This is a genomic window from Microbacterium sp. NRRL B-14842 (assembly GCF_050470785.1).
Window position 1 is genome coordinate 1,901,510 of the sequence record NZ_JBFLUM010000001.1, and the last position, 22,029, is coordinate 1,923,538.

Consider the following 22,029-nt stretch of genomic DNA (forward strand, 5'->3'; position numbering starts at 1 on the left):
CCACGGGCGATGTTCCCGGGAACATCGCCCGTGGGCTGCGTCGTCCCCCGCGGACTCACGGGGCGGGGGTGGGGGTGTCCGTCGGCGGATGCAGTTTCTGCTGCATGAGCTCGTGGATGAAGTCGTAGTTCGGGTCGAACTCGTCGACACCGTTCTCCGGCGTCAGTTCGACCGTCTGGACCGGCTGCTCCTTGGCCTTGAGCATGAGATCGAAGAACTCCGGCAGCTTGCCCTGCGGAAGATCCGTGTCGATGAGCGCCGTGCCCGCGGCAGCCACCTCGTTGAAACGCGTGAGCACGGTCTGCGGCGTGAACTGGGCGAGGATCGCCTCCTGCAGCTCGCGCTGCCGCTTCATGCGGTCCCAGTCGCTGGTCGTGTACCGCGAGCGGGCGTACCACTGCGCGGTGTCGCCATCCATGTGCTGCTGCCCGGGCTCGATCCACCCGATCGCCCACTCGTTCACGTCGGTCCCGGACCACCCCTCGGGCGGACCGCCCTTGGGGAGGCGCTCGGTGACGGTGATGTCCACGCCGCCGAGGGCGTCCACGAGGTCGGCGAAGCCGTGCATGTCGACGAACACGTAGTACGGGATCTCGATGCCGAGCACGCCCTCCGCGGCGTCCTTGGTCGCCTCGATGCCCGGTGCCGAGCCCGTGGCGTCCGCGTCCGGATAGAGCCCGGTCCCCTTGTCCTCCCGGCACACCTCCGCGGCGTTGCGCACATGGTTCATCCAGCCGTTCCAGCCGCAGGTGGACGAGCCCTGTCCCTGGAAGCCGTCGGGATACAGCTCCTGCATCGGGCTGCCGTCGCTGAACGGCGCATGCGGGAGCTCACGGGGGATGCCGGTGATGGTGACCGCGCCGGTCTCGGCATTGACGGAGACGACGGAGATGCTGTCGAACCGCATCGAGTCGCGACCGTCTCCACTGTCCGCGCCGAGCAGCAGGATGTTGTAGTAGCCGTCGCTGGGTGGCAGGCTCGGCCCACTCTGCCCGAAGATGGCCCCGACGCTGCCCCGCACCGAGCCCACCGCCGTGGCCGCGTACCCGGTCATGCCGCCGACCAGCCCCAACAGGAGGAGGGCGACGACCGGGAGGACGAAGCGCGACGGCGCGGGGACCTTGACCAGACGGACGAGCCGGAGCGTGTCGAAGGTGAGGACGATCCAGAGCACCACGACACCCACGAGCAGCACCTGCACGAGGGTGAGCAGCACCGCCGACACGAAGCCACCGCCGATCGTGAGCCAGAGGAAGACGGGGCGCGCGAACAGGGCGAGGGCGAGGGCGACGACGGCCAGGACCCACGTCGTCAGCGTGACGCCGAGTCCGAACCTGCCCAGGCGGCGATTGCCCGCGAGCACCTGCGCGGAGCCCGGGATGAGGAGGTTGAGCCCGACGAGCCACCAGGCGCGCTTCGACATGAGGCCCGGATCGGCCGGGTCCGGGTGTCGCAGCGGCCGCGTCTCGATGAGCGGACGTCGTGTCGCGCGCGGGGGCGCAAGGGTCACAGCGAGCCCTTCAGCCGATCGTTCTTCTCCTCGACCTGCGCCTCGAGGTCGGCGGCGTAGGCCTCGACGCGGTCCGCCAGATCGTCGTCCGCGGCAGCGAGGATCCGGGCCGCGAGCAGGCCGGCGTTGCGCGCGCCGCCGATCGACACCGTCGCGACCGGGATACCCGCGGGCATCTGCACGATCGACAGCAGGGAGTCCATGCCGTCCAGGTACGCGAGCGGCACGGGGACGCCGATGACCGGGAGCGCCGTCATCGACGCGAGCATGCCGGGCAGGTGGGCGGCACCGCCGGCGCCCGCGATGATGACGCGCAGGCCACGAGACCGCGCCTCACGCGCGTACGACATGAGCTTGTCCGGCGTACGGTGGGCCGAGACCACCTCGACCTCGTGAGGGACCCCGAAGTCGGTGAGCGCTTGGGACGCGTCGCTCATGACGCGCCAGTCGGAGTCGGATCCCATGACGACGCCGACCAGAGGAGCGGCGGAGGAGTGCAGTGGCTCGGTCACCAGATCAGGCTACGGTCTCGCGCTGGGAGAACCCCCGAGCGGCACACGTCTTTTCCGTGTGCCGCCGCGGGAATCCTCAGGCGAAGGCCGCTGCGGCGGCCCTGGCCTCGTACACCGCGTCGTCGAGGTCGTCCCCGGCGACGTTCACGTGCCCCACCTTGCGGCCGGGCCGCGGCGCCTTGCCGTACGTGTGGATCTTGGCATCGGGGTGCGCGGTCATCGCCGCCTCGAAACGGTCTCCGAGAGTGCCGTCCGTCGGGCCGCCGAGGATGTTCACCATGACCGACCAGGCCGCGCGGGGCTGGGTGTTCCCCAGGGGCAGATCCGCCACGGCACGCAGATGCTGCTCGAACTGTCCGGTGACGGCTCCGTCCTGGCTCCAATGTCCGCTGTTGTGCGGTCGCATGGCGAGCTCGTTCACGAGGATGCGCTCGTCGTCCGTCTCGAAGAGCTCGACCGCGAGCATCCCGGTCACGCCCAGGCCCTCCGCGATACGACGGCCGATGTCCTCAGCGACCTCGGCGAGACGCTCGGTCGCCGCGGGCGCCGGGGCGATCACCTCGGCGCAGACGCCGTCGCGCTGCACCGTCTCGACGACCGGATACGGGATCATCTCTCCCCCGGGTCGGCGTGCGACCTGCTGGGCGAGCTCGCGGACGAAGGGGACGAGCTCCTCGACGAGCAGGGCGTCAGAGCCCTGCAGCGCATCGAGCCAGTCCTGCGCTTCGGCGCCCGAGCGCACCACCCGCACACCCTTGCCGTCGTACCCGCCCCGCGGCGTCTTGACCACCGCGGCACCGTCGTGCTCGTCGAGGAAGCGCTGCAGGTCGTCAGCGGAGCGGACCGGAGCCCACTCGGGCTGCGGCACGCCGAGCTCCGCCAGCCGGGAGCGCATGACGAGCTTGTCCTGGGCGAACTGGAGCGCATCCGGGCCGGGGTGCACGGCGACGCCCTCGGCGACGAGAGCGCGGAGCACGTCCTGCGGCACATGCTCGTGGTCGAACGTGATGACGTCGACGTCGGCGGCGAAGGCACGCACGGTCTCGAGGTCCCGGTAGTCACCCACCGCTGTGGCGGCGAGGCCCGCGGCCATACCCTCCTCTTCGGCGAGCACCCGCAGATCGAGACCGAGCTCGACCGCCGGAGCGATCATCATCCGTGCCAGCTGTCCTCCGCCGATCACGCCCACGCGCAGCGCCATGTGCCGCCTCCATTCGTCATGCCCATTCTTCCGCACGCGCGAGCGCCCGGGGAACGCAGGTACGCCCCGGACGGACCGGGCACGTCGGCCGAGCTCAGGCGAAGTCGTCGCCGCTCGCCTGGGCGTCGCGGTGGGCCAGGATCTGACCGACCTCGATCTGGTCGGCGAGGGTCTCGTGCACGAGGGTGACGTTCGGCACGTTCACCAGACGCAGAGGCGCGTCCACGCCGTTCGAGAGCGTGATGGTCCCGCAGCCCCACATCCGCTGCAGCGGGCCGCGACGGACGCCGATCGTGTAACCGCGTGCGTGCGACATCTCGCGGCGGTTGCGCGCGCCCAGGCCCTGGGCGGCGATGACGCGACGGGTCGTGATCGTCGTCGTCCGGGAGTACCAGACGATGAAGGGGATCACGACGGCGACGAGGACGACGGTCCCGGCAGCCGCGAGCAGCATCCAGTCCTCGAAGCCGGCCGGCAGGTTGCCGTAGAAGTAGGCGGTGGCCCCGAAGACGGCGATGAGCACGAGCGCCGACCAGAAGAGCCGACGCGCGTGGCCACGGAAGCGCGCGATCAGCAACTCCTCGGCGGGAGTGCCGGGCGGCGGCATCAGCGGGCGTCCGCCGAGCGTCACGGGCTGGGTCACACCCCCATTGTGCCCGGGATCGCCGACAACACCGTCCGTGCGGCGGCGTGTCCCCGCCTCACGCGGGGCGGACGTGCACGACGTCGCCGGCCGAGACCGCGTGCACGGTGCCCTCCGCCTCGACGCGCAGGCGTCCCTCGGCGTCGATGCCGACGGCCGTGCCGTCGAGCAGGGAGCCGCCGGGGAGCGAGACCCGCACGGCCTGTCCCACCGTCGCGCACCGTGCGGCGACCGCCGCATGGAGACCGCTCGCGATCGCGTCGTCCGCCGCGGTGAGCGCGGTCAGGTGACCGTCGAGCGCCGAGAGGTAGGAGCGGAGCAGCTCGTCCTCGTCGACGACCACGCCGTGCACCGCGAACGAGGTGGCCGTGGGCACCGGAAGCTGCGTCGCGGTCATGGACGTGTTGACCCCCGCGCCGACGATGACAGCGTGCGGGGTCGCCTCGGCGAGGATGCCGCAGATCTTGCGGCCGTCGACGAGGACGTCGTTCGGCCACTTGAGGGCGACGGTGGCGGCGGGCAGCTGCGCGGCGACGGCCTCGGTCATGGCCGCTCCGGCGGCGAGCGGGATCCAGCCTCGCGCCGCGGGTTCGGCGGGCAGATCGCGGAGGAGGACGCTCACCGCGAGCGCCGACCCCGCCGGGGCCACCCACCGGCGATCCAGTCGCCCCCGTCCGGCGGTCTGGTGCCGGGTCAGGAGGACCGAGAGGTGCGGCCAGCCGTGGGCGTCGTCCGCATGCCCACGGAGGTCGGCGTTCGTCGACCCCGCCGCGTCGACCACCTCGAGACGCGGTGCGAGCGCGGCGGAGCGCGGGAGGTCGCCGCTCATACGTCCTCGTCGTCGGCTTCGTCGTCGTCATCGTCCGCGTCACCGCGGACGGCGCCGATCTCGCGATCGCGCCACCGCTCCCACTCCCCCATGAGACGGTCGACGGCCGCGCGGAACTTCTGCGTCGCGACACCGGGGGTGGTGTCGCCGAAGTAGTGGCGCACCCACATCTGCAGCCGCGCGACGGCCGCCTCGTCCTGCCGCACGCGCTCCACCTCGGCGACGATGTCGTCCGCCGCCTCCGCGGACAGCCACTCGCAGTCCGAGAGGTAGCCGGTGGTGTCGACGGCGGCCTCCTCGTCGACCGGTCGCGTGATCATGAGCGGCTTTCCCGCCGCGAGGCGGTCGTACACCATGGCCGAGATGTCCACGACGGCGACGTCGGCGGCGGCCAGCTGCCATCCGAGCTCCGGACCGTCGTCGTACACGTGCTGGGCGGTCGGATCGGCCGCGTTCGCGGCGGCGATGGCCGCGATGATGCGCCGGTGCGCCGCCCCGTAGGCCTCGTCTACGACACCGCTTCGCGGGTGCGGACGGTAGATGACGCGGTGCTCCCCCGTCGCGAGGAGTCGCGCCACGAGGCGCTCGCCGTGCGAGGCGATGGAGCCGTAGTGCGCGCTGGGCCGGTCTCCCTCCCAGGTCGGCGCGTACAGCACGACGAGACGGTCGTCCGGTGTGTACGGGAGCGAGCCGGAGTAGTGGTCCGCCTGGGGGCGTCCGATCTCGATCGTCCGGCTCTCCACGTCGTAGTCCCACAGCGTCCGCGACAGCCGGTCCCTCGCCGCCTGACCGGCGACGAAGGCGTAGTCGTAGGCCTTGTACTGATTCGTGGTCATGTACATCTTGTCGGACTCGCCGTGGTTGATGAACACGTGCCACCGGCGGCCGTACCGGAACATCTGGAAGTTGCGGGTGTTCTGGTTCACGTACAGCACCACGCGGATGTCCTGCGTGGCCAGGAAGCGCTCGAGATCGCGCACCTTCGGCACGAAGGCGACGGGCGGGCCGTCCTCCTCGAGGAGCTTCTCCGCGCCGGTCGCCTGGCGTGCCAGCACCACGACGGGCCACCGCTCGGCGAGCGCGGCCAGCGGGCGGTACCACTGCCGCATCTGGTACATGTTCACGGCGCCGTCCGCGAAGTACACCGCGACCTGGAAGTGCTCGGCCGGGTACAGCACCTGATCCGCCAGCCGGCGGCGGACGCGCTGCACCGCCGAGCGCGAAGCGAGCGCCCGCTGCAGGAGACGGTAGGCCTTCTTCGCGTCAGACAGTGCACCCATCCCTCCAGGATAGTTCGTCCTGTCCCGGCATCCGCGGCGGCGGACAGGCGGACGCCGCCTGAGAGAGAGCGGCAGGAGCGGCGTGACATGATCGACGTGTGCCAGCCAACGGATCCCCCACCCCCGTCACCGGGGTGTCCTTCGTGATGCCGGTGCTCAACGAACGCGCCTACCTGGAGCACGCCGTCGCGTCGGTGCTCGCCCAGGAGGTCGGCGTCCCCGCCGAGCTCATCCTCGCGCTGGGACCGTCATCGGACGGCACCACCGCCCTCGCCCGCCGACTGGCCGCGGCCGACGACCGGATCCGTCTCGTGGACAACCCGGCCGCGCACATCCCGGTCGGCCTCAACGCCGCGATCCGGGCCAGCCGTTACCCCACGGTCATCCGGGTCGATGCCCACTCCGAGCTCGCTCCCGGCTACGCGGCCAGGGCCCTGCAGACCCTGCAGCGCACGGGGGCCGCCAACGTCGGCGGCGTCATGCACGCCGAGGGCCGGACGCCCTTCCAGAAGGCCGTCGCCCGGCTGTACAACTCCCCCGTCGGCCTCGGCGGCGGGGCGTATCACGGCGGCCGCGTCGAAGGAGAGGCGGAGTCCGCCTACCTCGGCGTGATCCGTCGGGACGTCCTCGACGAGGTCGGTCTGTTCGACGAGACGATCCGCCGCGGCGAGGACTGGGAGCTGAACCTGCGCATCCGCCAGGCCGGGCACCGCGTGTGGTTCGACCCCGAGCTGTCGGTGACCTACTGGCCCCGCGAGAGCTGGCCGCGCCTGGCCAGGCAGTTCCGCGCGACCGGCGCCTGGCGAGGGGAGCTGGTGCGGCGCTTCGGTCGTCGCAACGGTCTTCGCTACTTCGCGCCGCCGGTCCTGCTGCTGTTCGTCGCACTCGCCGTGGTCCTCGGGGCCTTGCAGCTGTCCGGTGCGGTGTCGGGAACCGCCTCCCTCATCGCCTCGTGCCTGGTCTACGTCCCGCTCGCGCTCTACGTGCTGCTCGTGGTCGGCGTGGCCCTCGCTCCCGGCGGGGGCGGCGTGCGGCAACGCCTGTGGACGCTCCTCGTGCTGCCCACGATGCACCTCTCGTGGGGTCTCGGCTTCCTCGGCGGCGTGCTGCGCGGAGCCGGCGACACGGTGGACGCGTCCCGGCTCGGCACGCGGAACACCCCCCTGCCCTGACGTCCGACGACTACGGCGTGACGAATCCGAGGTCGAGGATCCGGTCGACCACCCGCTGCGCGGCCCGACCGTCGTCGAGGGTGTTGAACTGCCGCTGCCAGGCGGCATAGCGCTCGGCGTACCTCTCCCGGTGCCCCGCATCCTCCAGCGCGGCCACGAGTTCGTCCTGCGTACCGAGCAAGGGCCCCGGCGCCCGCTCCGCCAGATCGAAGTAGAAGCCGCGGAGCTGACCGCGGTAGTGGTCGAGGTCGGGCACGAGGAAGTACATCGGCTTGCCGGTCACCGAGAAGTCGAACATGACGGAGGAGTAGTCCGTGACGAGGGCGTCGGCGGCGAGCAGGAGCTGCGACGTCTCGGGGTAGCCCGTCACATCGATCACCCGGGCGCCGGCGCGATCCCTGCCCTCGCCCAGCGTGCGCGAGTGGCCGCGCACCAGCACGACGGCGTTCGTCTGCCGCGCGAGGAGTTCGGGATCGACGAAGTCGACCATCTCCGCCCGGTCGTCGCGCCAGGTCGGGGCGTAGAGGAGGACGCGCTCGTCGGCCCCGATGCCGAGCGCCGCGCGAACGGCGACCGGGTCCCCGGTACGCAGCGCATCGTTGCGCGGATAGCCGTCGACCCAGATCGGCCGCCCGAAGAACGCATAAGCCTTGCGCAGGATCCGCGCGGCGTACGTGTTCTGCGCGAGCAGCACGTCCCACCGCCGGGACTCCTTGACCACCGCCGCCATCCGCCGGGGATCGAACCCGGGGCGGTGCAGCGCCAGGCGCTTGAGGGGCGTGCCGTGCCAGGTCTGCACCACCTTCTGCCCGGGCTTCCGCGCGAAGCGCCGTCGCAGCCAGTCGTTCACGACGAGCAGGCGCGCGGCCCCGCGGGCGTGCCACCATTCCGGGCTGCCCTCGATCACGGCGATCGCTCCGTCCGGCACCTCGACCGACAGGTCGGCGACGCTCCAATACCGGCGCACTCCCGGCGCGCGCCGTGCGAGCTCCCGATCGATGGCGCGCGGGTTGCAGCCGACGCTCCGGCCGTAGAAGCTCTCGAAGAACACGGCGTTCTCGGTGCCGCCTGCCTGCGCCACGTAGCGCTCCTCGAGCGTGGAACGCCCCTCGGCGGTGTCGTACACGGGGTCCACGGGCGCCGCGATGTGGACGACGGCACCGTCGACGGCGATCCGCACCCCCGGGAGGAGCACCGGCGCGAGACGCAGCTCGGCCAGATCGACGCCGTCGATCCGCAGGTCGTACTCCCCGGACGGCAGAGGCAGCTCCGGACCGCCCCATCGCGACGCGCGGAGCGCGAACGTCGCCTTCCAGGTCTTCCCCCCACCGGTGAGGCGGGCCTTCACCCGCGCCCGCGGTCCGGTGAGCTCGGCGCTCTCCGGACGCTGCCCGGTCCCTGCGATGACCAGCGCCTGTGCCGTGTCATCGATGCGGGCCGTCGTCATGCTGCTCCCTTCGGCGCGGGGACCCCCCGCGCACGGATCGCCCGGTATACCCGACGAGTGTTCTGACCGTCACGGAACGCGTGCATCTCCGCGCTGAGCGTAGCGGAACGCTCGGCGGCCTCGTCGAACGCGGCCGCATCGCCGAGCAGCGACGCCAGCCGGACGAGGGCGTCTTCCCACCCCGTGGCGACGCCGGACGCGGCGACCTCCTCGAAGCGGCCGTAGAAGCCGCGGGTGCGGGCGTACTCGGCGACATCCGGTGCGAGGAAGACGACCGGCAGGGCGAGGAGCCCCACGTCGTACGCGAGCGACGAGTAGTCCGTGATGAGGATGTCGACGGCGGGCAGCACCGGCGTCACATCGCTGACGACCGTGCTGGGCAGCGCCCGCACCCGCGTCGTCGGCACCGGCGGCGCGTAGCTGCCGTCGCCGAGGGGGTGGGAGCGCACGAGGAGAACGGCGTCGTGGTCTTCGAGCACCCGGATGATCCGCACCCATTCCTCGGCCGTCGGGACGGAGGGGTCGGGAGCGCCGTCGCGCCAGGTCGGCGCGTAGAGGACGACCCGGTCGGTGTCGCCGATCGCGCCCACGGCCTCGGCGAGCAGCCCCCGTGCACGGGCGCGGCGTTCCTCGGGCGAACCGCTCGAGAGCACGTCGACGCGCGGCTCCCCGGTCACCACCACGCGATCATCGCCCAGCCCGAACGCGGACTCGAGGCGTGCTCTGGCGCGGTGCGAGGCGGCAGGGAGGACCCGGATGCGCTGCGCGGCACCCCGGTACATCCAGCCGACGAGCCGACGCAGGACCGGTGCACCGGGCACGGCCGGCACCTGGGTCGTGGCGGGAGAGTCGAGGCCGATGCGTTTGAGCGGGATGCCGTGCCAGAGCTGCACCACGAACGCGCCGCCGTTGCCGTAGCGGTTCACGTCGCCGAGGCCGTGGGTCACGATCAGCACCCCGGCGCGCGCGGTCGCCCACCAGCCGCGCAGACCGCCCCGTGGCACGCTCCGCAGACCGAGGGCCGCGGCGTCCGCCGCTTCGCGCGGGGACCCGGCCAGCCACAGGGTGTCATGGCCCGCCTCCGCTGCGTACCGCTGCAGGGCGAGGGCGCCGTCCCCGACGCCGGCGCCGCATCCGAAGACCCAGCGCGGACCGCGCGGCACGAGAAGGGTGCCGAGACGGCCGAGGGCGTACAGCGGGATCCGGAGCAGCTTGGCCGCGTTGCCGGTGCCGAAAGAGAAGGACGCCACCCGGCGAGCCTATCGCGCAGGTGGCGTCCTTCTCTGACGTGGGGATCAGCCGGCGAGCGTGCCGAGCGTCACCTCGATGTCGCTCTCCTTGCCGTCGCGGACGTAGGTCACGTCGGCCTTGCTGTCGGCGGCCGCTGCGCGCACCTGCGCCGTGAGATCGGTCGCGCTCGTGATCGGGACGCCGTTGAAACGCGTCACGACGTCACCGGCCTGGAGACCGGCGGCCTCGGCGGCGCCCCCGTCGGTGACCTCGGCGATGTAGGCGCCGGCCACCGTCGCGCCCTCGACGCCGGAGGCATCGCGGACCGAGGCGCCCAGGAGGCCGTGCGTGGCCGCGCCATCGGCGATGATCTCATCAGCGACGCGCTGGGCGATATTGGACGGGATCGCGAAGCCGATGCCGATCGAACCCGACTCCTCCGAGTTGCCCGAGCTCGCGATCGCGACGTTGATGCCGATCAGCTCGCCCTTGCTGTTGACGAGGGCACCGCCGGAATTGCCGTGGTTGATCGCCGCGTCGGTCTGGATCACGGCGATCGAGATCGACTCGGTGGCCTGCTGCCCGCTGTTGCCGGGCAGATCGAACTGGAAGGGCCCCTCGCCCTGGCCGTCCTCCGGTGCCTGCTCCTGCGGGGCGTCCTCGGAAGAGGAGTCGGGCAGCGCGGAGGAGGCGATCTGGATGCTGCGGTTCAGCGCGCTCACGATGCCGGTGGTGACCGAGTTGGCCAGGCCCAGCGGGGCGCCGAGCGCCACGGCGGTATCGCCGACGTTGAGCTTCGACGAGTCGGCGAACTCGATCGGAGTCAGGCCCTCGGCGTCCGTGAGCTTGATCACCGCGAGGTCGTAGATCGGGTCGGTGCCGACCACGGTCGCCTCGTAGATGCGGCCGTCGGAGGTCGTGACGCGGATCGTCGGATCAGCCGCCGCGCCGCCGAGGGTCACGACGTGGGTGTTGGTGAGGACGTAGCCGTCCTTGCTGATGATGACGCCGGAGCCGCTGCCGGCCTCCTGCGACCCGGCCACCTCGATGGTGACGACGGAGGGAAGCGCCTCGGTCGCGACCGCGGTGGTCTCGTTGACCGAGCCGGGGTTGTTGACCGTGACGGTCTGCGGTCCCTGCGCCGTGCCGGAGGACGGGGAGTCCTGCAGCCCGGTGAGCAACGCGCCTCCGCCGAAGCCGGCGACGCCGCCGACGAGGGCGGCTGCGACGATGAACGCCGCGACGCGGGTGCCGCCGCGCGACTTCTCCTTCGTCGCGGTCGGGGTGCCCTCGGCCGGCGGCACCGTGCCGTCGAGCGGCCGGGTGTCGTGCGCCGGGACGCCGAATGCGGCGCCGGGGACGCCCGCCGCGGCGGGACCGGGCGCGGCCAGCCCGTGCGGCACGGGTGCCACGGTCGGGGCACCGGCGGCGTGCGACGCGAACGTCGGCGGCATGTGGTGGCCCTGCGGGGCGACCGGGGCGGAAGCGGCCGGGGTGCCCGTGAGGGTGCCGTCGGCGGCCGGAGACGGCGCGCTCGGCGCGGCCTCGGGGGTCTGAGGGGTCTGGGGGGTGTGTCCGGCCGACACGGCGTCGTCCGACGCCGGTGCCGGGCGGTCCTGCGGGTTGTCCTGGTTCATGGTGTGCTCCTTCAACGCTCCTCCAGGATGCCCCGCATCCCTGTGCGTTCCTTATGCCGAGCTTGAGTTTCAGCTATGGCCTTAGCCTGTTCTTCATGAGTGTCATCCCCGGCGCATGGCGTCGCACGGCGGCCGGTGCCGGTCTGCTCGACGCGGACGGTACCGTCGCGCCCACCATCTTCGCAGAGATGTCCGCCGCGGCGGTCAGAACCGGCTCCATCAATCTGGGGCAGGGCTTCCCGGACGAGGACGGCCCGGAGGTGGTCCTCGCCGCCGCACGCGCCGCGATCGCCGAGGGCGTCAACCAGTACCCGCCGGGGCGCGGCTCCCCCGATCTCCTGCAGGCGATCGCCGAGCATCAGCAGCGGTTCTACGGGCTCGCCGTCGACCCGGGTACCGAGGTCATCGTGACGGCCGGGGCGACCGAGGCGCTGACGGCGACCCTGCTCGCGCTCATCGACGGGCCGGAGGACGAGGTCGTCGTCTTCGAGCCCTACTACGACTCGTACGCCGCCGCGGTCGCGCTCGCGGGCGCTCGGCTCCGGACCGTGCCGCTGCGGGCGCCGGACTTCCAGCCCGACCTGCAGCAGCTCGCGGAGGCGGTCACGGATCGGACGCGGATCATCCTCGTCAACGACCCGCACAACCCCACGGGAGCGGTCTTCGACGAGGAGGTCCGCCGGGAGGTCGTGCGTCTGGCCGAGAAGCACGATGCCGTGATCGTCACCGACGAGGTCTACGAGCACCTCACCTTCCGCGGCCCGCACGTGCCCATCGCCACGCTGCCCGGCGCTGCGGAGCGGACGCTGACCATCTCCTCGGCCGGGAAGACCTTCTCGACCACGGGGTGGAAGATCGGCTGGGTGCACGGCCCCGCCGCGCTCATCACGGCCGTGCTGACGGTGAAGCAGTACCTCACCTACGTCAACGGCGCGCCTTTCCAGCCCGCCGTGGCCGTGGGCCTGCGCCTCGACGATGCGTTCTTCGCCGATGCCGCCTCCCTGCTCGCCCGCAAGCACGCGATCCTCGGCGACGGTCTGCGCGCGGCCGGCTTCACCGTCCATGCCCCACAGGGCGGCTACTTCACGGTGGCCGACGCGACGGCTCTCGGCGGCGCCAATGCGGCGGCCTTCTGCCGCGCGCTTCCGGAACGGGCCGGGGTCGTGGCGATCCCCCTCACCGCCTTCGTGTCCCCCGCGCGACGCCCGGCGTACGCGGGCCTCGTCCGCTTCGCGGCGTGCAAACGCGCCGATGTCCTGGAGGAGGCGGCCGCCCGTCTCTCCGGTCTGCGCGCCTGAAGCGGGTCGGTCAGCGCGGGACCACGTCGTAACGCCGTGCACGCAGCGAGGGGTTCGTCTCCCGGACCCTGGTGATCGCCGCTCCGTCGACGACTCCGAGTGCCACCCCCGGCTCGGGCCCGACCCCCGCGCGGACGACGCCCTGCGGGTCCACGATGCGCGAGTGCCCCACACCGATCGGCGCCGGGTGGTCGGCGGCGATGACGAACACCGTGTTCTCGATGGCCCGCGCGGCGAGCAGCGTGGTCCAATGGTGCTCCTTGAGCGGCCCGCGCACCCATTCCGCCGGCGCCACGAGCGCGTCGGCACCGGCGACCGCGAGGCGCCGCGACAGCTCGGGGAACCGCAGGTCGTAACAGGTCATCAGCCCGAAGCGCAGACCTCCGAGTTCGAAGACCGCGGGCTCGCCGATCTCCCCCGGCTCCACCCAGTCCGACTCGCTCTGCCCGAACGCGTCGTACAGGTGCTGCTTGCGGTAGACCGCGAGGATGCCGTCGCCGCGCACGGCGACGACCGTGTTGCGCACGCGCCCCTCGTCCGAGGCCCTCTCGGTGACGCCCGCGACGATGACGACGGCGAGTTCCGCGGCCAGGCCGATCAGTCCGGTCACGAACTCACCGTCGAGACCCTCCGCATTCGCCGCGAGGCGTTCGTCCATCGGATCGACGAAGAAGCTCGAGTACTCCGGGAACACGATGAGCTTCGCCCCCAGTCGGGCGGCGTCCGTCGCGAGCTCGGCGATCCGCTCCCTGTTGGCCTCGCGCGAATCGGTGGGAGCGAACTGGCACACGGCGACGGGGACGGCGGCGTTCTCAGGCATGACGCCATCCTCTCGCACCCGTCGCTGCCGCGCTCGATTCGACGCCTCTCCAGATCCGTGATAAGTTATCTCTTGTGCCGCGGGGTGGAGCAGTTCGGTAGCTCGCCGGGCTCATAACCCGGAGGTCGCAGGTTCAAATCCTGTCCCCGCAACAAATGGAAGGCCCTCTGGCCGGGAGAAATCCCAGGCCAGAGGGCCTTTCGCATGTTGCGGGAGCCGACCTCTGGGAGTATCGAGGGGTGAGCCGACCAGTCGACATCGATGCAGCCGTGGTAGCTGAGCTCGTCGAAGAGCAGTTCCCCCGCTGGGCGCACCTGCCCGTCCGCGCCGTGGCGCGTCAGGGGTGGGACAACAGGACTTTCCGCCTGGGTGAGGATCTGTCGGTTCGCCTTCCCGTTGCCGATTCCTACGCGACGGCCGTGCAGAAGGAGAGCAGAGCGCTCGAGTTCCTCGCCGGACGGCTCCCGGTCGCCGTTCCCTCCGTCGTTGCGCTCGGCGAACCCGGCCGCGGCTATCCGTTTCCGTGGTCCATCCGCCGGTGGCTCGACGGCGACACGGTCGACCGCGTCGCGGGGCTCGATCGTGTCCGCCTCGCCGTCGATCTCGGGGGCCTCCTCCGCGTCCTGAGGTCTCTTCCCGTGCACGCGGGGCAGGCCGCCGGCCGGCACTCGTTCTTGCGCGGTTCGCATCCGAGCGTCTACAGCGATGACGTCCACGCCGCGCTGCAGCGGCTGGACGACACCGTGGACACGGAGAACTGCCGGAGCGTCTGGCTCGCGGCGACGAGCAGCGTCTGGGAGTCCTCGCCCGTCTGGTTCCACGGCGATGTCGCCGTCGGGAACCTCCTCATCAGCGACGGCAGCCTGTCGGCGATCATCGATTTCGGCACCTGCGGCGTCGGCGATCCTGCCTGCGACCTCGTCATGGCGTGGACGTACTTCGAGGGGGACGCGCGTGACGCGTTCCGCGACGCTGTCGGACTCGACGACGCGACGTGGCGACGGGCTCGCGGCTGGGCGCTCTGGAAAGCGCTGGTGACCCTCTCGGGCGGGTCAGGACCGGGCGGAGACGACAGCCGACGCGTGCTTCACGAGGTGCTGACCAGCCCGCTCTAGGCCGCGGATGCCGTCCCGCCGGTCAGCGGACGACGGCGGTGGGCGCGACGAGCGCCGCGAGGACCTCGTGGCTGATCGACCCGAGCAGGAACCGGGCGACGGCCCCCCGCCCGTGTGAGCCCACCACGGCGAGGCTCGCGGCGGCGGCCGCCCGGTTGATGACCTCGGACGGGTACCCGCGCTCGACCCGGGGCTGCAGCTCGAGATCCGGATACGTCTGGCGCAGCCCGGCGAGAGCGACGGCGAGAGTCTCTTCGGCCAGCTCCTGCATGGAGGAGAGGTACTGCTCGGGGTACGACCTCGCTCCGCGCGGAAGGGGCACGGGCGTCCATACCGTCACCGCGATGAGGGGCTCGCCGAGGCGGTCGGCTTCGGCAGCGGCGAAGGCGACGGCGGCTTCCGAGATCGGCGACCCGTCCACTCCGACGACGACACCGCGGCGGTCTCCCGCCTCGATATCCGGGATCACCACGACGGGGCAGGACGAGTCGGCGACGATGCGCAGCCCGTGCGCCCCGCGCCGCGGGCTGTCCGCGTCATCGGGTCGGAAGTCGCTTCCGATCACCAGGAGGTTCGCGCCCGCGGTGGTCGAGACGAGCTGGCGGACCGGGTCGCCGCGGAGCACGACGATGTCGACGTCCAGGCCCTGGGCCTTCAGCGTCTCCGCGTGCTCCTCCAGCAGACTCCGCGCGGCCGCGATCGCCGCGTCCACCACAGGGCCCTCCCCGACGGCACCGACCGCTCCGCCGACGACGCTCGCGAGGAGCAGAGTGGCCTTCCGCGACCGTGCGCGATGTGCGGCCCACTCCAGTGCTCGTCGTCCCGCCGACGTGTCCACCACTCCTACAACGATGCGCTCAGCCACGGCGACCTCCCTGTTCGCCTCCACCCTCCCATGCCAGCCCCTCCTCGCGCGACGGTTCGTCCCGGACAAAACCCTCCGCCGGCTCAGGCACTCGCGCCAGATCAGGCTTCCTATCAGGAGGGCGCCTGACCTCGCGCGCCCGCCTGCTGCCGCGAGAACGCCTGTCCCGGCGCGCCACGCGCGCACGCAGGCACCCGCGCGACAGCAGGCACGCCTGCAGGATGTCGCCTGAAACGGCGCGAGCGCCTGATGCGGCGGACGCGCGTCAGAGACGCGGGAGCGACGGGGAATGCGAAAGGGCACCCCGTGGGGGTGCCCTTTCGTGTGCGTGGCGAGATTACTCTGCAGCGGCCTCCAGCTCCAGGAGCTTCTCGACGGCCGCGGTGAGCCGCTTGTCCGCCTCGCCGAACTTCTCCAGGTCACCCTCGGTGAGGGCCGCCTGGCGGTCGAGGAGCGCCTGCTGCGCCTTCGCCAGGGCGTCGGCCTGCTCATCCGTCGGCGTCGGCGTGGTCGGCGTCTCCCCCGTGTCGGGATCGGTCGCCTCCGGGTCGGTGGGTTCGACCTCGTCATCGCCACCGGTCGCGCCGGAGTCGCCGCCGAACAGCGTGTCCAGCGCCTCGGTGAGGGTGTTCTCGAAGGCCACCCGGTCACCGAAGGCGACGAGCACCTTCTGCAGACGCGGCAACTGCGTCCCCTCGGACGACTGCACGTAGACCGGCTGGACGTAGAGCAGACCGCCACCGACGGGCAGAGTCAGCAGGTTGCCGTAGATGACCTCGGACTCCCCCTGCTGGAGCAGGTTGAGCTGCGGCACCACGGCCGTATCCGAGTTGTAGGTGTTCTGCACCTGGCCGGGACCGGGCACCGTGGTGTCGGTGTCGATCTCCAGCATGCGCAGCTGCCCGTAACCTTCGGCCTTGACGCCCTTCTCGGCGCCCGCATCCGAGTCGACGGCCAGGTAGCCCATCAACACGTCGCGGCTGCCGCCCGCGCCCTGGGAGGCGGGGATGAACGTCGAGAACATCGAGAACCGCGGTTCCTCCTGCCCTGGCATCTGCATGGTCAGGTAGTACGGCGGCTGCAGCATCGCGTCGCTGCGCGGGTCGTTCGGCGTCTGCCAGCGGTTGTCCTGCTGGGCGAACGAGCCGGCCTTGTCGACGTGGTAGATGCCGAGGATGTCGCGCTGCACCTTGAACAGGTCGGTCGGGTACCGGACGTGGCTCATGAGCTCCCCGGACATCTCGCTGATCGGCTTGAGGGTCGACGGGTAGACCTTCTGCCAGGTCTTCAGGACCGGGTCCTCCTCGTCCCAGGCGTACAGCGTGACCGAGCCGTCGTAGGCATCGACCGTGGCCTTGACCGAGTTGCGGATGTAGTTGATGTCGTCGATCGCGAGCGACGGCGTCGGCACGTTCGAGTCGGCGATCGCGTCGGACAGGCTCACGCTCGTCGAGTACGGGTACGTCGAGCTGGTCGTGTACCCGTCCACGATCCAGACGATGCGGCCGTCCACGACGCTCGGGTACGGGTCGCTGTCGAGCTCGAGGTACGGCGCGACCTTCTGCACGCGGGTCTTCGGGTCGCGGTCGTAGAGGATCTGCGAGTCGTCGTTGACGAGGTTGGAGAAGAGGATCTGCTCCGACTGGAACTTCAGCGCGTAGAGCAGCTTGGTGAAGCTGTCGCCGATCTTCGGTCCGCCGTTCCCGGAGAACGTGGTCTTCGTCTCGCTCGAACCGTCCTTGCCCCGCGGGTAGTCGATCTCGACCGGGTCGGCCCCCTCGGGGGCGCCCACGATGGAGTACTCCGGGGAATTCTCGCCGAAGTAGACCCGCGGCTCGAAGTCGCCCTGCTCGGACAGGAAGCCCGAGGTCGGGATGCCGCGCTCGAGGAAGACGGGCTCGCCGTCCGTCGTGCGCTGGTTTCCGGCCGCGGCGACGAGACCATAGCCGTGCGTGTAGACCGCGACGCGGTTGTTCCAGTTGTCACCGTCGCCCAGACCCGACATGTCGAGGTCACGGACGGAGACGACCGTGTCCTGCTTCACGCCGTCGATCTCGTAGCGGTCGACGTCCATGGTCGTCTGGAACTGGTAGTAGCCGCGGTACTGCTCGAGCTGGCGGACCGTCGGCGGGATGACCTTCGGGTCCATGATGCGGATCGACGCCGTGGTCTCCGCGTCCGCGCGGAGCTGACCGGCCTCGGCGTCCGTCTCAGCCTCGAAGGCCGTGGTCTCCAGGTCGGCGACGCCGTAGGCCTCCTTCGTGCCGTCGATGTTCCGCTGGTAGTACTCGGCCTGATAGGCGTTCTGGTTCGGCTTCACCTGGAAGGTCGTGACCACCCACGGGTAGCCGATGCCGATGACCAGCGAGGCCACGATCAGCAGCGCGGTCGCCGCGAGGGGGAAGCGCCAGCGGCCGATGACGGCCGTGATGAAGAACAGGATGGCGACGACGGCGGCGATGATCGCGAGGATGCCGAGGCCGGGGATGGTCGCGTTGGCGCCCGTGTAGGCGGCACCGGTGATCCGGTCGTCCGGTTCGACGAGGGTCTTGTAGCGGTCCAGCCACAGGCTCGCCGCCTGCACGAGCAGGTACAGCCCTGCGATGACCGCGAGCTGGATGCGGGCCGGCTTCGAGATGCGCAGCTCGCCCTGGCCGATGCGCACGGAGCCGTAGAGGTAGGACACGAGCGCGGTGACGAGAAGGCTCAGCAGCAGGACCGCCGAGACGAACGCGAGGAGGATCGAGTAGAACGGCATCGCGAACATGTAGAAACCGGTGTCGACGCCGAACTGCGGGTCGACCTCACCGGTGGCGACGCCGTTGGCCCACAGCCACACGGTCTTCCAGTTGCCGGCCGCCGCGAATCCCGCGAAGAGGCCGAAGAAGATCGGCATGCCCCACATCGCGAGGCGGCGCAGCGGCTCGATGACCTCCTGGTAGCGGTCGAGCTGGGAGCTCAGCCGCACGTAGACCGGACGGAGCCGGTAGGCGAGCTGGATGACGACGAACAGCGGAACCGCCATGCCGAGGAAGCCGATGACGAACATCACCGCCGTCGCGATCCACTGCGTGGTGAGCACGCCGGTGAACCCGACCTGGTCGAACCAGAGGAATTCGGTGTAGAGCGACGCGAAGACGAAGAACGCCGCGATGAGCGCGGCGATGATCACCAGGGAGATGCCGAGGATGCGTCGGGAGGTTCGAGGCGTGGCCGGGGGCTGGGCTGGGGTCGAGGTCACCCCTCCATCCTAGGCACCGCTCGCTGTGGGCGGGCTGTCACACCGGTCACGGCGGGGTCACGACCGCGCGGGCTCAGGTGGCGGGAACGTCGCAGGTCGGCAGCGCGTCGACGTCGCCGTCCTCCGCGATGACCTCGAGCGCCGCGAGGGATTCGTCGAGGGTCGCGGTGCGGATGACCTGCAGGCCGTCCGGCACATGCCCCACGACCTCGTCGCAGTTCGCCTCCGGTGCGAGGAAGTAGTCCGCGCCGGCGTCACGGGCGCCGTAGAGCTTCTGGCGGATGCCGCCGATCGGTCCGACGGTCCCCTCGGCGTCGATCGTCCCGGTGCCCGCGACCTCCTTGCCGCCGTTCAGCTCGCCCGGGGTCAGGGTGTCGATGATCCCGAGGGCGAACATCATGCCCGCGCTGGGGCCGCCGACGTTGTCGAGCTGGATCGTGACGTCGACCTCGAAGTCGTAATCGGTGCGCAGCGTGATGCCGATCAGCCACGTCGTCGTGCCGTCCTGGGTCTGCTCCTCCGGCGTGATCTCGACCGTCTGCTCCGCGCCGTCGCGGCGCACCGTGAGCGCGACCGGATCCCCGCCCGCCTCCTGGATGGCCTCGCGCAGCGCGGTCGCCGAGGTCACGGGCGTGCCGTCGATCGCCGTGATCACGTCGTCCGCCTCGAGCAGGCCGTCGGCAGGAGAGCCCTCGACCGCGTCGACCACCACGACCTCGGCTCCGGTGTCGTAGCCGAGCTCGTTCAGCGCAGCGGCCGTCGCCTCGTGCTGTGAGTCGACCATGAGCATCGCGTTCCGCTCGTCGCGCTGCTCGGTCGTGACGCCCTCGGGGAACACCGCGTCCAGCGGCACGACGGCGCGCGAGGCGTCCGTCCAGGCGAGCGCGAGCTCGAACCAGCTCGGCGTGCGCTCCCTGTTGCCGACGACCTGGACGGTCGTCAGGTCGAGCGTGCCGCCCGTCTCGTACGTCTCGGTCCCCTCCACGCTGATGAGCGGGACCTGCTCGCCGTCCGCGTTCTTCGCGGTACCGAGGGTGTCGTACACCGGGCCCGGACGCTGGATCACGTACGGCGAGGGCAGGAAGGTGAGGACGGCGAGCGCGGCGAGCGCGACCACCAGCGCCCAGACCCCGAGTCCGAGCTTCCCTGCACGCGGTCGTTCCACAGCAATCCTCCGTCGTTCGCGAGCGGCGTACAGCGATCTGCCCGCTTCGGGGACGCGCACTGAAACCTGTGACTAGCGTAGATGCCACGGCTTCAGACGTGCTGAGAGGGCGAGCGACATGGCAGACAACGAACCGAACCCGGAGGACTTCCAGGAGTTCCTGCGACGGATGCTCTCGAACCAGGGCGGTGGAGACATCGACCCCGAGGCGCTGCGCGGCGCCTTCCAGGGGATGGACGGCTTCGCCTTCGACCCGGCGATGATGCAGACGATCATGTCGCAGCTCCAGGGCGCCTTCGGCGGTGATCCCTGGGAGAACTCGCTCCGGCAGGCCCTGCACATCGCCAACCGCGAGGGTCAGGGCATCGGCGACGGCTCCCGCTCCTCCCTCGCAGACTCGTTCGCACTCGCAGGTCTCTGGCTGAGCGAGGCGACCACCATCTCCGAGCTCGCAGAGCCGCCGGTGGCGATGACCCGCGGCGAGTGGGTCGAGAGGACCCTTCCGGTGTGGAAGGAGATCGCCGGCCCCGTCTCGACGAGCATCGCCGACGCGCTGACGTCCGCCCTCGACACCCAGGTGCCCGAGGAGATGCGCGGCGTGGTGCAGGGCGCGGGACGCTTGATGCGGGGCCTCGGCGGATCGGTGTTCGCCGCCCAGTTCGGTCAGGTCCTCGGCAACCTCTCCCTCGAGGTCGTCTCCGGGGGCGACGTGGGCATCCCGGTGCTCCCCGCGGGTACGGCCGCCGTGATCCCGCAGAACCTCACCGCGTTCGGCGAGGGGCTCGAGATCCCGGCAGACCAGATCGCCCTCTACGTCGCGACGCGCGAGCTCGCCTACGCCCGCCTGTATCGGCACGCCAAGTGGCTGCACCTGCACGTGATGGCGCAGATCACCGACTTCGCCCGCGGCGTGACGGTGGATGTCGATGCCCTGGAGGACGTGGCGAGCCGCCTCGACCCCTCGAACCCCGAGGAGCTGCGCGCGGCGATCGAGGGCGGAGCCCTGCTCCCGACCCAGACCGAGGCGCAGCGCGAGGCCCTCGCCCGCCTGGAGAACCTCATCGCGACGATCGACGGGTGGGTCGACGTCGTCACGGCGGAGGCCACCTCCCGACTGCCGGACGGCGGCCGGATCGCCGAGGCGGCCCGTCGTCGCCGTGCCGTCGGCGGCCCCGCGGAGGACGCTCTGGGTGCGCTGGTCGGGCTCAAGCTCCGACCGCGACGCATCCGCGAGGCCTCGGCCATGTGGCGGGCGGTCACGGACGCGGTCGGCGTCGCCGCCCGGGACTCCCTCTGGGACTACCCGGACCTCATGCCCACCGCCGAGGACATCGACGACCCGACGGCCCTGATCGCGCGTCTGCAGGCCGCGGAGCGCGGGGAGCAGCCCGAGGCCGACGAATTCGATGAGGCGCTCGCCCGCCTGCTGGACGGCGACGACTTCTCCGCGGAGGCGCCCGCCGAGGACGGCGACACGGATCCGCGCACCGACGGCGACGACGACACTCCGGAGGGCGAGCGCCCGGTCTGAGTCCGGCCATCCGGGTCGGGGACGGACGATCACTCTCCCTCCCCGACCACGGACGGACCGCCGACTTCTCCACCGATCCCCCGAATCGGCCTGCGGCTCCACGATGCTCCGCAGAATCGAGGGGTGCCGCTCACCCCGACGACCCTGACCCGTCTCGACCCCGCATTCCCGCTGCTCTGGCGCGACGGGATGACCCTCCAGGTCGGCGACGATCCCGCCATCCGGGTCCCGGCGTCCGAGCCCTGGGTCGAACGGCTCCTCAGCCGCATGCGCCGAGGGTTCCGACGCAGCGCCTTCGATGTCATCGCGCACCGCGCGGGAGCGCCGCGGGAGGAGGCCAGACGGCTGCTGGCCATCGTCGAACCGGCACTGCAGGACGAGCCCGCCCGCCCGCTCGCCGCCCGGGTGTCCACGCTCGGGCTCACCGACACCCGCGCCGAAGGGCGGCTGTGCGAGGCGCTCGCCGACGAAGGGGTGTCGCTCGCGACGACCTCGGCGCCGGCATCGACGGTGGTCGCCGTCGTCCTCGTTCC

The 22,029-nt window shown here is 71.3% G+C and carries 17 protein-coding genes and 1 tRNA gene; 5 read left to right on the forward strand and 13 right to left on the reverse strand.

The features are described from left to right. Nucleotides 1-55: 55 nt before the first annotated feature. From AB1285_RS09455 to AB1285_RS09480, 6 genes are all read right to left on the reverse strand, one after another. The gene (locus AB1285_RS09455) at nt 56-1,510 is read right to left on the reverse strand and encodes an LCP family protein (RefSeq protein WP_370428720.1); all 1,455 of its coding nucleotides are present in this window, start codon (nt 1,508-1,510) and stop codon (nt 56-58) included. Continuing rightward, nucleotides 1,507-1,974, reverse strand: coding sequence for a 5-(carboxyamino)imidazole ribonucleotide mutase (gene purE / locus AB1285_RS09460; RefSeq protein ID WP_259953271.1), 468 nt, complete (start codon nt 1,972-1,974; stop codon nt 1,507-1,509). Before purE ends, AB1285_RS09455 begins: the two co-directional genes overlap by 4 nt. Before the next feature lie 124 nt (nt 1,975-2,098). Continuing rightward, on the reverse strand, nt 2,099-3,223 hold the full coding sequence (locus AB1285_RS09465; protein ID WP_259953161.1) for a 5-(carboxyamino)imidazole ribonucleotide synthase: 1,125 nt from the start codon (nt 3,221-3,223) through the stop codon (nt 2,099-2,101). 94 nt (nt 3,224-3,317) lie between these two features. Beyond that, nucleotides 3,318-3,830, reverse strand: coding sequence for a PH domain-containing protein (locus tag AB1285_RS09470; protein ID WP_259953269.1), 513 nt, complete (start codon nt 3,828-3,830; stop codon nt 3,318-3,320). 94 nt (nt 3,831-3,924) lie between these two features. Beyond that, complete coding sequence (locus AB1285_RS09475; protein ID WP_370428719.1) at nt 3,925-4,695, reverse strand: biotin--[acetyl-CoA-carboxylase] ligase; 771 nt, start codon at nt 4,693-4,695, stop codon at nt 3,925-3,927. Then, the gene (locus AB1285_RS09480; RefSeq protein ID WP_370428718.1) at nt 4,692-5,975 is read right to left on the reverse strand and encodes a CDP-glycerol glycerophosphotransferase family protein; all 1,284 of its coding nucleotides are present in this window, start codon (nt 5,973-5,975) and stop codon (nt 4,692-4,694) included. The genes AB1285_RS09475 and AB1285_RS09480 overlap by 4 nt, the downstream gene beginning before the upstream one ends. Nucleotides 5,976-6,121: 146 nt before the next feature. Between AB1285_RS09480 and AB1285_RS09485 the strand changes: the two genes are divergently transcribed. Further along, nucleotides 6,122-7,147 carry a glycosyltransferase gene (locus AB1285_RS09485; protein WP_280569657.1) on the forward strand — a complete coding sequence of 342 codons (1,026 nt, stop codon included), beginning with the start codon at nt 6,122-6,124 and terminating at the stop codon, nt 7,145-7,147. Nucleotides 7,148-7,157: 10 nt separating this feature from the next. On the opposite strand, the gene AB1285_RS09490 is transcribed toward AB1285_RS09485, so the two are convergent. Genes AB1285_RS09490 through AB1285_RS09500 form a run of 3 tightly spaced genes read right to left on the reverse strand, consistent with a single transcriptional unit; the run spans nt 7,158 to nt 11,461 of the window. Further along, the gene (locus AB1285_RS09490) at nt 7,158-8,594 is read right to left on the reverse strand and encodes a CDP-glycerol glycerophosphotransferase family protein (protein WP_370428717.1); all 1,437 of its coding nucleotides are present in this window, start codon (nt 8,592-8,594) and stop codon (nt 7,158-7,160) included. Next, on the reverse strand, nt 8,591-9,844 hold the full coding sequence (locus AB1285_RS09495; protein WP_370428716.1) for a CDP-glycerol glycerophosphotransferase family protein: 1,254 nt from the start codon (nt 9,842-9,844) through the stop codon (nt 8,591-8,593). Before AB1285_RS09495 ends, AB1285_RS09490 begins: the two co-directional genes overlap by 4 nt. Nucleotides 9,845-9,889: 45 nt before the next feature. Then, the gene (locus AB1285_RS09500; RefSeq protein WP_259953155.1) at nt 9,890-11,461 is read right to left on the reverse strand and encodes a S1C family serine protease; all 1,572 of its coding nucleotides are present in this window, start codon (nt 11,459-11,461) and stop codon (nt 9,890-9,892) included. A gap of 95 nt (nt 11,462-11,556) precedes the next feature. Between AB1285_RS09500 and AB1285_RS09505 the strand changes: the two genes are divergently transcribed. Beyond that, nucleotides 11,557-12,759, forward strand: a complete 1,203-nt coding sequence (locus AB1285_RS09505) for an aminotransferase class I/II-fold pyridoxal phosphate-dependent enzyme (RefSeq protein WP_370428715.1) — start codon at nt 11,557-11,559, stop codon at nt 12,757-12,759. A 10-nt stretch (nt 12,760-12,769) separates the two neighbouring features. On the opposite strand, the gene AB1285_RS09510 is transcribed toward AB1285_RS09505, so the two are convergent. Then, complete coding sequence (locus AB1285_RS09510) at nt 12,770-13,579, reverse strand: carbon-nitrogen hydrolase family protein (RefSeq protein ID WP_366236494.1); 810 nt, start codon at nt 13,577-13,579, stop codon at nt 12,770-12,772. Between the two features lie 78 nt (nt 13,580-13,657). On the opposite strand from AB1285_RS09510, the gene AB1285_RS09515 reads away from it, so the two are divergent. Together AB1285_RS09515 and AB1285_RS09520 are read left to right on the forward strand one after the other, a co-directional pair. Next, nucleotides 13,658-13,731 (forward strand) — tRNA-Met (locus AB1285_RS09515). 87 nt (nt 13,732-13,818) lie between these two features. Then, the gene (locus AB1285_RS09520) at nt 13,819-14,694 is read left to right on the forward strand and encodes an aminoglycoside phosphotransferase family protein (protein WP_370428714.1); all 876 of its coding nucleotides are present in this window, start codon (nt 13,819-13,821) and stop codon (nt 14,692-14,694) included. A 22-nt stretch (nt 14,695-14,716) separates the two neighbouring features. Here AB1285_RS09520 and AB1285_RS09525 read toward each other — a convergent pair whose 3' ends face one another. The 3 genes from AB1285_RS09525 to AB1285_RS09535 all read right to left on the reverse strand — a co-directional run bounded on the left by AB1285_RS09525 (nt 14,717) and on the right by AB1285_RS09535 (nt 19,965). Continuing rightward, nucleotides 14,717-15,559 carry a universal stress protein gene (locus AB1285_RS09525; protein WP_259953142.1) on the reverse strand — a complete coding sequence of 281 codons (843 nt, stop codon included), beginning with the start codon at nt 15,557-15,559 and terminating at the stop codon, nt 14,717-14,719. Between the two features lie 337 nt (nt 15,560-15,896). Then, nucleotides 15,897-18,800, reverse strand: a complete 2,904-nt coding sequence (locus tag AB1285_RS09530) for a UPF0182 family protein (protein WP_187663674.1) — start codon at nt 18,798-18,800, stop codon at nt 15,897-15,899. Nucleotides 18,801-18,873: 73 nt separating this feature from the next. After that, the gene (locus tag AB1285_RS09535) at nt 18,874-19,965 is read right to left on the reverse strand and encodes a YlbL family protein (RefSeq protein ID WP_280569061.1); all 1,092 of its coding nucleotides are present in this window, start codon (nt 19,963-19,965) and stop codon (nt 18,874-18,876) included. 118 nt (nt 19,966-20,083) lie between these two features. Between AB1285_RS09535 and AB1285_RS09540 the strand changes: the two genes are divergently transcribed. Continuing rightward, a complete protein-coding gene (locus AB1285_RS09540; protein ID WP_187663672.1) occupies nt 20,084-21,496 on the forward strand; it encodes a zinc-dependent metalloprotease in 1,413 nt (470 codons plus the stop codon). The last annotated feature ends 533 nt before the right edge of the window (nt 21,497-22,029 follow it).